The sequence below is a fragment of the Pedobacter polaris genome, from assembly GCF_005116505.1.
In the GTDB taxonomy this organism is placed as follows: Bacteria; Bacteroidota; Bacteroidia; order Sphingobacteriales; family Sphingobacteriaceae; genus Pedobacter; species Pedobacter polaris.
The window spans coordinates 782,720-795,417 of record NZ_SWBR01000002.1 but is presented as its reverse complement, the minus strand read 5'-3'; the positions used below and the strand labels follow the sequence as shown (position 1 = coordinate 795,417).

Here is a 12,698-nt window from a genome sequence, read left to right as displayed (position 1 = left end):
ATTTATAAAGCTTTTTTGGTTTAGTAAATGCTGTTGAAGAAGTAGCATAATTGTTAATGAGCTAATTAATAATGGCTTAATATTAGCTCAGAAAAGTGATTAGTATGGGGAGCCTTTTTTTGTTTAGTTATGTAGGGAAGTACACCAGCGTAAGTAAACTTAACAGAATAGATAGATAGTTGCGCATATGGCGAATATTTGGTTGTATCAAATATATAGGTTTCTTAATTTTACACCATCCTGCACTGTTTGGTAAGTTTTAATAGGCAGGATACTACAGGATGCTTTTAACTATTGCTTTGTTGATATTTGAGTTAGCTGATGGGAAATCATTTCAAAACAGCAGACAATTTTATACTAACCAAATATTTAAATGACAAAACATGCTTTATCGTATGTGTACGCCCTAATTTTACTGATTGCTGGTGGAAATTTGCAAGCCCAAACTATATGGGATGCGCCACAAGGAGGGTCGGCAAGAATGAAGGTTGCCCTTGCAGCCGATTCTTTAAAAATTCCAGCAAGTTATGCCCAAAATCTGCATTGGGATTTGGTTCTTGATACCATTGGTAAATACGGTTCTACCATTACTTGGAAATCGAACAACCCAACATACCTATCCAATAATGGCAAACTGATTAAACTATCACCCCGAAACGGAAAGAGAATAAAGGCAAAAATGACTGCTACCATTGCTGTAGGTAGCATGAGGTTTAAAAAATCATTTGATGTTACCATCGCTTATCAGGAACAAGCCTTACAAGGTTATTTGTTTACTTACTTTGAAGGTTCAGGTCCACGTAATATGGATGAGCAGATTAGATTTGGGGTAAGTGCTGATGCTTCGAACTGGTTTGCTTTGAATAAAAACCAACCTATCATTGCTTCAGAAAAAATATCGGGAACAGGAGGAGTGAGAGATCCACATATTTTGAGAGGAGAGGACGAAAAAAGCTTTTATTTAGTAGCTACTGATATGAGTACGGCCAAAAATGGTTGGGGACATAACCCAGGTATTGTAATGCTTAAATCGATTGATTTAATTAACTGGAAACATAATTTTATAGACCTAGAAAAGAGTTATCCCGCCAAGTTTAAAAATGTACAATGGGTTTGGGCGCCACAAACCATTTATGACCCAGCAGTAGGTAAATATTTAGTTTATTTTACCGTTAAATTTAAGGATGATGCGAAGCTTGATTTTTATGCAGCCTATGCCAATATAGATTTTAGTGGTTTTGAGCATGAGCCTAAATTGATGTTTAGTCCTAAGTATGGTGCAATTGATGGTGATATCATTTATAAGGATGGCACTTATCATTTCTTCTTTAAGGCGAATACCAAGGACGAAAAAGGAAAAGAAATCAAAAACGGTATTCAACAGGCAACTGCAAAAAGCTTGCAAGGTCCTTGGGTTGAGGAGTTTAAATACCTTGATGCTTATTCTGCTAAGAAAATAGTGGTAGAGGGTTCTAGCGTTTTTAAACTAAACAATGCCGACACTTATATATTGATGTATGATTTGTATACCAATCACCGCTATGAGTTTCAACGGAGTAAAGATTTGTACGAGTTTACCCAAACGCCAGAATCATTTACTAAGAATTTTTATCCAAGACATGGAAGTGTAATTGGAATAACCAATGAGGAAGCTAAACGTTTAAACGAAAAATGGGGTGGTGTGCCAGAACTTTTAATAAAAAAACAATAAATTAATTGCAATGAAAAATATAGTATTGATAGTATTAAATGTACTCTTTTTTGCTACAACAGCAACTGCTCAAATAGATACTTTAAATGCCCCAGCAGCCGTATTGCCTAATGTTTATGCAGATCCGCATATTGCTGCTTTTGGTAATCGATTTTATATCTATCCTACTACAGATGGTTCAGAAGGGTGGAAGTCGACAAGTTTTACAGCCTGGTCTTCTAAAGATCTGGTAAAATGGAAGTATGAGAAGGTAATTTTGGATTTGCCAAAAGACATTAGCTGGGCTAAAGAGAGAGCTTGGGCTCCGGCCATCGCTTACAAAAATGGAAAATACTATTACTATTTTTCTGCAGATGTTAATATTGGGGTAGCGGTTTCAGACAAGCCAACTGGTCCTTTTAAAGATGCATTGGGAAAGCCACTTGTTAAAAAAGCAATGTTGCGTGGGCAAATGATTGATCCGATGGTGTTTGTTGACGATGATGGCGCTGCCTATCTGTATTTTGGACAAGGGAATTGCAATATTGTAAAGTTAGCTGATAACATGATTTCTTATGATACCACCAAAATTATATCCATTAAACCAAGGGGATATAATGAAGGTTCATTTGTTTTTAAAAGAAATGGAAAGTATTACCTAAGTTGGTCAGAATATGATACCAGAGACCCTAGATATTCCGTAGCTTATGCTACTTCAGATTCTCCCTTGGGCCCTTTTGTTAAAGCAACTAAAAATCCAATTTTAAAAGGCAAAGGTGTTGTAAAAGGCGCAGGGCATCATTCTATTGTTCAGGTGCCAGGAAAAGATGAATGGTATATTGCTTATCATCGTTTTAAAATTCCAGGTGGCAATGGTTACAATAGAGAGACCTGTATTTCGCCATTGCGATTTGATCAAGATGGAAATATCATGCCTATTGATGTTTTTGAAAAAGTAAAACCAGTTAAGATCAAATAGCCATAACATTCGAATCAAACCCATGAATATCAAGAAAATCAACTTCATCATATTATTTGCGTTATTAGGCAATTGTAGCATAGCTCAAGTAAAAACAACTTTTAATTTTGACTTTAGTAAAGGGAAAAACTTATCAAATTGTACAACCGCCAGTGGAGCAGGATTTGATTTTGATACCAAAATGAGTAAAGAAGGCAGTCCTTTTTATTTTTCGGTAAACGTTCCAGAAGGCAATTACCAAGTTACCGTTATCCTAAGCAGTACACATGGCACTTTTGTAAAAGCAGAATCGAGGAGATTGATGCTAGAAGATGTGCAAACAAAAGCTGGTCAGTTTGTTAAAAAAACATTTATCGTTAATATAAAAAACAAGAAAATAAACGATAAAGAAACTGTGAAGCTTAAAGAAAGAGAATTAACCAAGCTGGATTGGGACAATAAACTCACCTTAGAATTTGATAAATATGTGGTTTTAAAAGCCATAACAATTAAGAAAGTTGAAGATCAGGTTACGGTATTTTTAGCTGGTAATTCTACCGTTGTAAATGGCGATTATGAACCTTGGGCAGCTTGGGGGCAAATGATACCTCGTTTTTTTAAACCTGGAGTAGCCATTGCAAATCATGCTGAATCTGGATTAACCTTAGGTTCTTTTCTAGGAAGTAAAAGATTAGATAAAATTATGAGTGTAATGAAGCGAGGAGACTATCTCTTTGTAGAGTTTGGGCATAATGACCAGAAAGATAAAGGACCGGATGATGGAGCCTATAAATCGTACACCGAACGTTTAAAGTTATTTGTGTCTAGATTTAGAGAGAAAGGTGGAATACCTGTTATTGTGACATCAACTACTAGAAGATCTTTTGATAAAGATGGAAAGATTCAAAATTCACTGGGCGATTTTCCAGATGCAGCTCGTAAAGTGGCCGCTCAAGAAGGGGTAGCCTTAATTGATTTAAATCAGTTAACTACTATTTTGTTTAATGCTATGGGTGTAGAACCCTCAAAAAAAGCATTTGTTCATTATCCTGCCAATACTTATCCAGGGCAAAATCAACCGCTAGCAGATAATACTCATTTTAGCCCTTATGGTGCCTATGAAATTGCCAAATGTATAGTTGAAGGTATAAAATCAGCGAAATTGCCCCTGGCTAATTTTCTAATTGATCCTAAGCAAAAGTTTAACCCAGCTCAGCCAGATGGACTTGATACGTGGCATTGGCCAGAAAGTTTACAAGCGAGTATGGTAAAACCAGATGGAAATTAGCAAAACTTAAAGTTTATCATTTTACTTTTACTAGCGATACATCATCTATGTAACAAGAAGCATGTGCATTGCCATCTGCTAAAAAGCCAATCTCTACCTTTCCATTTTTAATGAGGATCTTCGGTATACTGATGGTTTGCCATGTTGTATGTTCTACCTTTATTGTGTATTTAAACAGCTTGCCATTGCTGGTAGCATACATTTCTAAATTCTTAAACTTATTGTTGTTCTTGATTTTGGCTATTAATGTATAAAATCCGTCTTCAAGTTTTACATAAGGAGAAGAACTAATCTGTTGAGCTACTCTTCGCCTAAAGTTTACTTTATCACTCATATTTAAGCTTTTTTCACCAATAACTACTTTTCTATCAGCGGCTGTGTTAAAGTAGTTTAAGTTGGGTGATTGAGTGCTATCTAGGTTAATCTTATTTCCTTCAATTACGGTAGTAACCCAACCGGTTAATTGTGTTTGCACAGGTTTTATTACGCTCGGTATGCGTTTTCTGTCTGCTTCAAAACTACCGTTCATTACATAATTATTATCAGTAGCTACTGCCCATTTACCTGTTTTAGCGTCGAGGTTCCAAGAGTTTAATGAATTAAAGTAGGGTGTTTTGCCCTTAAATGATAGTGGGCACCATTGATTGTAGCCTAAGCCGTTACCCGCTAAGTTAGCCCAACGGTCGCCACAATAAACAACTGTTTCTTGGGCAGTGCCTTTTACTACTACAAAAAAACCAGTTTGTGATACATGTGCATAATCATTAGCTGCACCATCCATTACCAACATTTTATTAGTGGGTAGGTAAGGCCCTCTTATGTTATCAGCTACTAAATAATAGGCGTGAGATGAATCCCATCCATATATATTAGACGCAAACATGTAATATTTACCCTTGTGCTTAAACATGCAGTTCCCTTCTCTACTTTCACCCTTAAAGATCTGAGTACAATCTAGCAAATTCACTTTCCCATCCTTAGCACCAATTTCAGATACATAGATTTTGTTTCGGCCTTTGCCATAAGAATAAATGAGATAAGATTTACCCGTATCCTCATCAGTAAATACCGTCTGATCACCAGTATTGCTAGTGCCAATCATAGGTTCCATGTCTATTTTTTGATGCCAGGTAAAATCACCTGTAGGTGAATCAGCTACTGTAATTAGCACTTGGTTACCGTGTTGAACGAATAGGGCATATTTTTTTAATTCACTTACATAAGCAACTCCTAAACGGCCAACCCAGGTTTTTCCTCCCTTATTGGTTTCTTTTTTAGTTAACACATCTCTCTCAAAGGTCCAGTTAACCAAATCGGTAGAACTGTAACAGGTTACTGATTCGAAAGTAGCCCGAGGTTGTGTTATAGATGGATTATTGCGATAAGCATCGGCTTCTGCATAATGTACCCCGTACCAGTAATATTTCTTTTCACCTGTTTTAGGATCATTAAATCTAAATATTCCACCACCTTGGCTATTAATTGGCTGTCCATCTTTTGTTTGCCAGAATGCATCATTTTTGATAGTATTGGTCTGCGCTTTTACGGCTGTTGATCCGAGTTCGATGCAGCAATAGAATGCTATAATAATCTTAATCACATTGCCGGTTTGTATTTTCATTAATTTATTGTTAGCAAAGAAACACCTTGTCTACCCAATTCAAATTTAAAGGGGCCAGTTGTAGTGTTAAACTTTATGGGTTTGCCAATTTTTTTTAGTTCACTAGATTGGGTGAGCTCTTTTAGTTGTGCAGCACTTGGGTTTTGAGGAGAACCCATCTTTTTCCATGTTTCGTAAGCATTGCTGTTGAGCTCATCAATACGATAATGGATAATGTTGACCACTTTTTTAGTTAAGCCATTTAACGACACAGCAACCGTATCAACAGCGCCTTTTTTATCCTCATCATGGTAATTCCAAATTAAAACTGTAGTTGAATTTTCAGCTTTTGCAGCTAATACGCCGATATCTGGAACTGATTTTCTAATACTTGAATCTAAAACAGATTTGAGGTAATACATTTGATTGCTTTTTGCTTCCACTCGATTACCTTTCATCATTCCAAACATCTTAAATACATTTAATACAGGCTTGTTAACACCATTGGTAGCTAAGTCCCTAAAGCCCGCAAACCAAGGTTGGTTTTCGAATTCAAATGACCAGCTTACTGCACCTAACAGATTGATGTTGTACTTATCGGTTAATTCATATAACCTTGCAAAAGAGGCTGCGGTATAGCTAGAATACATGGTTCCATTTCTATAAGCATTTTCTGGATTGGTTGCCATTCCACAAGCAGCACATCCTTCTGGATCGAACTCTCCAATAATTACAGGTATATTTTTAAGCTGAGGATATTTGCTAATGACCTTATAATTAGCATCTACATTTCTTAGTTCTGTGCCTATATTCATTACAACGGTTCCTTTAACTACTCTTGGTGATCCCTTAGCATGAAACAATATGGCATCTAATGGTGAACCAATTTTGCCAGTTACATAATTCGTGTCTTTTAAACAGTGATTGATGAATGCATCTAAATATTTACTTCCTCCGCCAGTTACATTTGCACCTCCAATTTTAGCGGTAGGTAAAGCTCTTTTCAATCCATCAGCTGCGTAGTCGTACAATTTAAAAAATTCGGCTTGCGTAGCTTTCCAATAAGCACCATCAGGTTCATTCCAAACTTCCCAATACCAACTTTCTACTTCTTTTTGGCCATATCTTTCTACACAGTGTTTTACCCATTCATAAACCAAATTGCCCCATTTTTTGTAATCCTTTGGGGGATAAGCCCAACCAGTTAAAATTTCATCATAACGAACACCGGGTTTCCATTTATGTTGATAAGGAATAGGTTTTATAGATAAAGCCTCTGGCATAAAGCCAATTTGCGCTAATGGTTTCATCCCTCGTTTTACATAGGTATCGAAAATGCGGTCTACAATTGTCCAGTTGTAAATAGGATTACCATTCGCATCTTCGGTATATGCATTGGTAGAACCCCATTTTAAGGCAGGAGTGCCATCTCCAGATGTTAATAGATTGTGTGCCCTAACATACACAGGTACAGGACTCAATTTTGAGATGTCGGTCAATAATTTCTGACCATCTTTCATATAGGTATAGTTGGGTTCGTCGTATCCAAACCAAGCCCAAATTGGTTTCATCTCTGCAACTTTTTTATCAAAGTTAACTTCAATATTGGCTTTGTTTTGAGCATTGCTTATTTGCGTTACGAATAAGATCAATACCGTAATAAGACGTATGTTAGGGAGCATTTTCATTTAATTTTGATGTTTTTATTTTGCTTCGTAAATTTCTGCTTCTATAATACTCAGGCCTCCTTTAGATTTCGTTTCTACGCGTTCAATTCCATCATCTAATTTTTTACCATTCACCTCAACGCCAATATTTGCATTATTGTCTTTACCAGATCCCAGCAATTGTATAGTTACCGTTTTCCCTTTTGTAGGTTTGCAAATGGCTGTAAAGTAACCTAGACTTGGTATGGTATTTCCTTTAAAAACTTCCTTTCCATCAACCAAAATACGAATAGGATAGGCTTTAGTTCTAAAGCCATTTACTTTTAATTCAACTTGTGTAACGGTGCTTTCTTTTTCCAAGTCGTATTTAATCCAAGCTGTATTTAATGTTCCATCATTTACCCAGTCACTTAATTCGTTATCATCATAGCTTAATCTTGCTTTATCTGTATTAGCCCCTGCACTTGCACCAATTATTTTAATAGTTTTTCTGCTAACCTGATAGGTTTGCGCTGTTGGCGTAGCACCTCTTTTTAAGTTAGACTTTAGTCCGTCAGCAGGGAATTGGCTAGATAAACCATTTTTAACTGATACCGGAAAGGTTTCAAGTGCAATTGTGCTAGATTTTAATCCTTCGGCCTTAGCTGTAATGTTTATTTTGCCTGCTGTAGTTGTAGACCTTACTAAAATTCTATTTACGCCACCTTCAACTGGCAATTGTTTAGATAAAATGTAATTATCTGGTCCTTGTGCAATTCCACCACGCCATTCGGCTGGTCCAGTTAATTCAAAATTAATCATATTTAATGCAATAGGACAGCGGTTTCCTGCTGCATCAATCACTTCTACCTGTACCAAAGCAAGATCTGAACCATCTGCTTTAAAGCCTGTTGGATTTTGCATTTTAGTTAATTTAATACTTACTGGTTCGCCCGAAGTTTTTAATTGTGTTTCAGCTAATTTTACACCTTTAGCATCATAAGAAACAGCTTTTAATATGCCAGACTGGTAATTAACTGCCTTAAATGTGAAAAGAAAACCATTGCTTTTTTCACCATAGCCTAGCGATTTGCCATTTAAAAATAACGCTACTTTATTACCTGCTGCAACTACATATACGTTCTTTTTAGTACCAGCCTTATAATTCCAATGTCCAATTAAATGTATACCCTCTTTTTTCGCATCAACCCAACCATCCCACATTACTTTATGTGCAAAAAAGCCATCTTTTGGAATACGCATTGCATCTACTTCACCACTTCTACGGTAATTCTCTTCACCACGATGATGGGTATTCGAATCAGAAAAAATAATGTTTACACCACCAGAACTCACTCTCGTACCGGTTCCTGGCCGTTCTTGATAATATTCATTCCATCTAATTACATTTTCAATGGCATGAGAGTCTTGGTTTCTATTGTAATCACTCGCATCGGCATCTTTATATTTAGGACCAGCACCGTTAATGTGGTAGGGAGGTGAAAACTCATCCCAATATTTCCGTAAACCTTCATCTCTAGAGTATTCCATGCTCCATAAGGGCTTGTTTGCACTTTTGTTGATATATAACATTTCACCACCATATTCTGCTGCATTAATATCAAGCATCTCTCTTGAGCCAATTGCTCTTCCTCCATTGGGGTCATATTGATTGCGGATATCTTTCATCTCAACCATGTGTTCAGCACTGATAGATTCGTTTCCGCACTCGTAAAAAACAATGCTCGGATTGTTTCGGTTGTACACAATTGCATCAGTCATTACCGCTTTACGTTGGTCCCATCTGGTTCCTGTTACATCTTTTTCTGAATCGCCTGCTGGCATAGCTTGTATCAAACCAACTCTGTCGCACGATTCTATATCCTGTTTCCAAGGGGTAATGTGCATCCATCGCACCAAATTAGCGTTACTCTCTACCATTAATTGATTGCTGTAATCACTTAGCCATGCCGGTACAGATAAACCAACGGCAGGCCATTCGTTACTGGTTCGTTGCGCATAGCCTTTCATCATTAACACCTGATCGTTTAGGTAAACCATCCCATTTTTAAATTCCGTTTTACGGAAACCCGTTTTCGTATATAGTTCATCAACCGTAACGCCATTTACTTTTAATCGTGAGGTAATTGTATATAAATAGCCATAACCCCAGCTCCAGAAATTTAATCCATTTACTACAGCTTCTGCTTTTAAAATTGCTGTCTCACCGGGTGCTAAATTTTGAGGAATCGCATTAAAAGTTTTGATGAGCTTCCCATCTGCATCTTTTAGGTCTATTTCGTAGCTAATATTTTTTAATTCATTGGTCTCATTTTTAACTTCAGATTCTGATACAACAACGGCGCTTTTACCAGTAATGTTAAAGTTTTTTGCGTAAATATAATTTCCAGTAGTTTTTAAACTCGAATAAAGTGGCAGCGTTTGATAAAGCTTTCCTGCGATATGTAGGCGTACATTTTTAGAGATACCACCATAATTGGCATTAAAATTCTTATCATTCCATTGATAAGGTGAGTTGGTTGCTTTTTCCCGGTAGTTCCATGCATTGTCAATTCTTACGGCCAATACATTTTCTTTATCAGGGATAATTAAGTTACTAATATCGAAACCAAAAGCTGTGATACCATTTTCATGTCTCCCAATAAACTTTCCATTTAAATAAAATTCTCCCGCTTGTCTAATACCTTCAAATTCTAGAAATATTTTTTTGTCTTGAGCACCATTCGGTAAAGTAAAATGTTTACGGTACCAGGCAATGCCAGTTGATAAATCTTCTATAGATTTTTTAAAAGCCTCGCCTTCATTCCAAGCGTAGGGTAGGGTAATCCCTTTCCAACTTTTATCATCAAAATCAATGGCTTCAGCATTAGTGATATCACCAATGTATAATTTCCAACCTGGATTGAAGTTATAGGTACTACGTTGATTTTGGGCAAAACTAGTTTGAAGTCCTAAAGCGGACAGAAAAAAAAGGAGAAACAATTTATGCTTCATGGGATGGTTTATAATTGGTTTTTGCTAAGATATATCCAATCGTTAATATTAGCAACCTGTACTATCCTGTGTATTGCCTTGTTAAGCTAAGCAAGCTTGTGAGTTGCGCCAACGGCAAAAAGTGCTTCGACAGGCTCAGCAAGACAATATTACTAGTAGCATAATAGCTTGGGTGCACTGCTTCGTAGGCTGCAGATCTCTCCCAAGGTCGAGATGACGGATGGGGTAGCAGGGTAGAGGCGTACACCAAAACCTCCAAATTATCCCATTCCCCACTGTCCCCAAGAGCGCAGGGATGAAAGAACGGCGGGCCATGCGTAGGTTTGTGGGTGGAAGCATCGTTCTTTCTTGATGTTTTTGGTACTTTTTTCATCAAGAAAAAAAGGACTAGGGCTTTCGGCGCCCATGAGCCGAGGCAAGGCTAAGCGTTGGCATCTTTAGTAATAGATGCTTCGCTAGGCTCAGCATGACAGCTGAACAACTAGCTCTAAACGCTCTTTGCCGCGAGGCAACAAACTTTTGAAGCATCAAAAGTATGCAAAAATGCTTAGGCTTCTCCTAGGCAACCTTGCGCTCTAGTCCACTCACAAAACTGGCAAACACAGGCTACGGTTTTGCTGAAGGGCAAAACAGCTATGCCTTTCCCGCCCTCAAACCTTCATTTGCCAGTTTTCTCCGTTGCTGGATAAGCCCTGCGTGCTATCAATGTTAGAAAGAAGGGAGAGTTGCTACAATAAACGGCAGCCTATGGGTTTAACCCACAGTTCATTGCAGAAGGAGATGGAACATAAATCGAAAACCACGAAATTATCATATTTACTACTGTCCCCAAGAGCGTTGGGCTGAAAGAACGGCGGGCCATGCGGTAGCCTGCGGGTGGAAGCATCGTTCTTTCTTGATGTTTTTGGTACTTTTTTCATCAAGAAAAAAAGGACTAGGGCTTTCGGCGCCCAAGAGCCGAGGCAAGGTTAAGCGTTGGCATTTAACTAAATGATGCTTCGACAGGCTCAGCATGACAGCTAATAAAGTAAGGATGAGATTGCCACAGCCGAAGAAGACCAGCTTCGCAATGACGGAAGACAGGTGGGTGGCAAGCCTGAGTGGTGGCACAGCAAGAGCGTTTCGATACTTATAAATTATTGAAACCAAATGCAAACCACATTGTTGGAGTCTAAAATATGAATTATGAAAAATCCCTTTCTATATCTAATAATCCTTGTACTTGCTGCCTGTGGTAGCAATGAACAAAAAGATAGCACTTCCACTAAAGACAGCAGTGCCAGTCAACCAGATACTTTATTGGTAAAAACAGACGATGCAACCAAGCTAGATAGCAATGATGTTTCCTTTTTTGAGCATGCAGCTTATGGAGGTATGGTAGAAGTAGAGAGCAGCAGCAAGATTTTGGTTACAACTGAAGATTCTGCTATCAAAACCTTTGCCCAAATGATGGTAAATGATCATGGAGATGCTAATCGAAAACTAAGTGCGTTGGCCCAAAGCAAGGGATATGTATTGCCATCGGCATTACCGAATAGTAAAATTGAACTAATCAATAAAATGGATTCGTTTAAAGATGAGGGAAGAAACGAATATTACCTACAACTGATGATCAATGAACATAAAACTGCCATCGATTTGTTTGCGCTGGCCGAAAGATCTGCTGATAAACAAATAAGCCAGTTTGCCTCAGGACTGCTACCTAAGCTTAAACATCATTATCGTTTGGTAATGCAGATAGATACGGCCTTTCAGGCACCAAAGGCCAACCAAGGAGATGATCCATTGAAGTTGAGCGACAGGAAAGCACATTAAGATGAGAATAGTTTAGAGGGATAGTAGGTAATGGAGTACAACTAATAATAAAGGACTTCCTAATAGGGATTGATCACTAATTTTTTATTCTTTCTAATAAAGAATACACCCATTCCAAGAACGCCAATTAATAGGAACCCAATTTCTGTATCAATGGGACAATCTATATACGAGTATTCTTTACCTGCCTGGTAGTACCAGATGTCTTGGTTCCAATTACTTCCCTCATTAACTGGACCAGTACATTGTCTACAATCTACCCTAGATCTTATTCTACAATTACCTTTATAGCTTGGTCTACAGAAATCACCAGTACCTACGTAAGCAACAGGGCTAGCTTCATAAGTTGTGCCATACGCTTCATTTGGATAGATGTATCCAGTATCATTAGACACACAACCATAAGTAGTCGCGCTAGTTTTAAAACAAATCAAACTCAAACACAGGGCAATTATATACCCACCTCTCTTTTTAAAAACAATAATAAAATCCATTGCGCATTTTCCCTAATTCTCCAAAGGTAAGGTATTACTCAGCAGTAAAGTAACGATTAGCAACTATTATTAGATATACAATTTTAAAAACATTAGCTATAACATAATATTAAACTGTAAATAGCGATACTTCGTAGAAGATGCTCAACACTCATAGACTTGTGCATGTTTTAATGGGGTTCATAAGGACTA

The 12,698-nt window shown here is 37.5% G+C and carries 8 protein-coding genes; 4 read left to right on the top strand and 4 right to left on the bottom strand.

Annotation, left to right across the window (positions count from 1 at the left end):
* Positions 1-373 precede the first annotated feature (373 nt).
* The 3 genes from FA048_RS09690 to FA048_RS09680 are packed head-to-tail and all read left to right on the top strand — an operon-like array spanning position 374 to position 3,936.
* Positions 374-1,711 carry a glycoside hydrolase family 43 protein gene (locus FA048_RS09690; protein WP_205943464.1) on the top strand — a complete coding sequence of 446 codons (1,338 nt, stop codon included), beginning with the start codon at positions 374-376 and terminating at the stop codon, positions 1,709-1,711.
* A 10-nt stretch (positions 1,712-1,721) separates the two neighbouring features.
* Positions 1,722-2,669, top strand: a complete 948-nt coding sequence (locus FA048_RS09685; RefSeq protein ID WP_136840295.1) for a family 43 glycosylhydrolase — start codon at positions 1,722-1,724, stop codon at positions 2,667-2,669.
* A 22-nt stretch (positions 2,670-2,691) separates the two neighbouring features.
* Positions 2,692-3,936 (top strand): GDSL-type esterase/lipase family protein, encoded by a 1,245-nt coding sequence (locus tag FA048_RS09680; protein WP_136840294.1) that lies wholly within the window; start codon positions 2,692-2,694, stop codon positions 3,934-3,936.
* Between the two features lie 16 nt (positions 3,937-3,952).
* On the opposite strand, the gene FA048_RS09675 is transcribed toward FA048_RS09680, so the two are convergent.
* The 3 genes from FA048_RS09675 to FA048_RS09665 are packed head-to-tail and all read right to left on the bottom strand — an operon-like array spanning position 3,953 to position 10,197.
* Positions 3,953-5,557, bottom strand: coding sequence for a family 43 glycosylhydrolase (locus FA048_RS09675; RefSeq protein WP_136840292.1), 1,605 nt, complete (start codon positions 5,555-5,557; stop codon positions 3,953-3,955).
* On the bottom strand, positions 5,557-7,218 hold the full coding sequence (locus FA048_RS09670; RefSeq protein WP_136840290.1) for a GH39 family glycosyl hydrolase: 1,662 nt from the start codon (positions 7,216-7,218) through the stop codon (positions 5,557-5,559). The genes FA048_RS09675 and FA048_RS09670 overlap by 1 nt, the downstream gene beginning before the upstream one ends.
* Before the next feature lie 21 nt (positions 7,219-7,239).
* The gene (locus FA048_RS09665) at positions 7,240-10,197 is read right to left on the bottom strand and encodes a sugar-binding domain-containing protein (protein ID WP_136840288.1); all 2,958 of its coding nucleotides are present in this window, start codon (positions 10,195-10,197) and stop codon (positions 7,240-7,242) included.
* A gap of 1,185 nt (positions 10,198-11,382) precedes the next feature.
* On the opposite strand from FA048_RS09665, the gene FA048_RS09660 reads away from it, so the two are divergent.
* Positions 11,383-12,012: a DUF4142 domain-containing protein gene (locus FA048_RS09660; protein ID WP_136840286.1), complete on the top strand. Its 630-nt coding sequence runs from the start codon at positions 11,383-11,385 to the stop codon at positions 12,010-12,012.
* A 59-nt stretch (positions 12,013-12,071) separates the two neighbouring features.
* Here FA048_RS09660 and FA048_RS09655 read toward each other — a convergent pair whose 3' ends face one another.
* Complete coding sequence (locus FA048_RS09655; RefSeq protein ID WP_136840284.1) at positions 12,072-12,452, bottom strand: hypothetical protein; 381 nt, start codon at positions 12,450-12,452, stop codon at positions 12,072-12,074.
* Between the last annotated feature and the right edge of the window lie 246 nt (positions 12,453-12,698).

Bases quoted from the DNA above. Each gene is read 5' to 3' on its own strand.
- FA048_RS09690 (WP_205943464.1), top strand. From the start codon at position 374: ATGACAAAACATGCTTTATCGTATGTGTACGCCCTAATTTTACTGATT.
- FA048_RS09685 (WP_136840295.1), top strand. From the start codon at position 1,722: ATGAAAAATATAGTATTGATAGTATTAAATGTACTCTTTTTTGCTACA.
- FA048_RS09680 (WP_136840294.1), top strand. From the start codon at position 2,692: ATGAATATCAAGAAAATCAACTTCATCATATTATTTGCGTTATTAGGC.
- FA048_RS09675 (WP_136840292.1), bottom strand. From the start codon at position 5,557: ATGAAAATACAAACCGGCAATGTGATTAAGATTATTATAGCATTCTAT.
- FA048_RS09670 (WP_136840290.1), bottom strand. From the start codon at position 7,218: ATGCTCCCTAACATACGTCTTATTACGGTATTGATCTTATTCGTAACG.
- FA048_RS09665 (WP_136840288.1), bottom strand. From the start codon at position 10,197: ATGAAGCATAAATTGTTTCTCCTTTTTTTTCTGTCCGCTTTAGGACTT.
- FA048_RS09660 (WP_136840286.1), top strand. From the start codon at position 11,383: ATGAAAAATCCCTTTCTATATCTAATAATCCTTGTACTTGCTGCCTGT.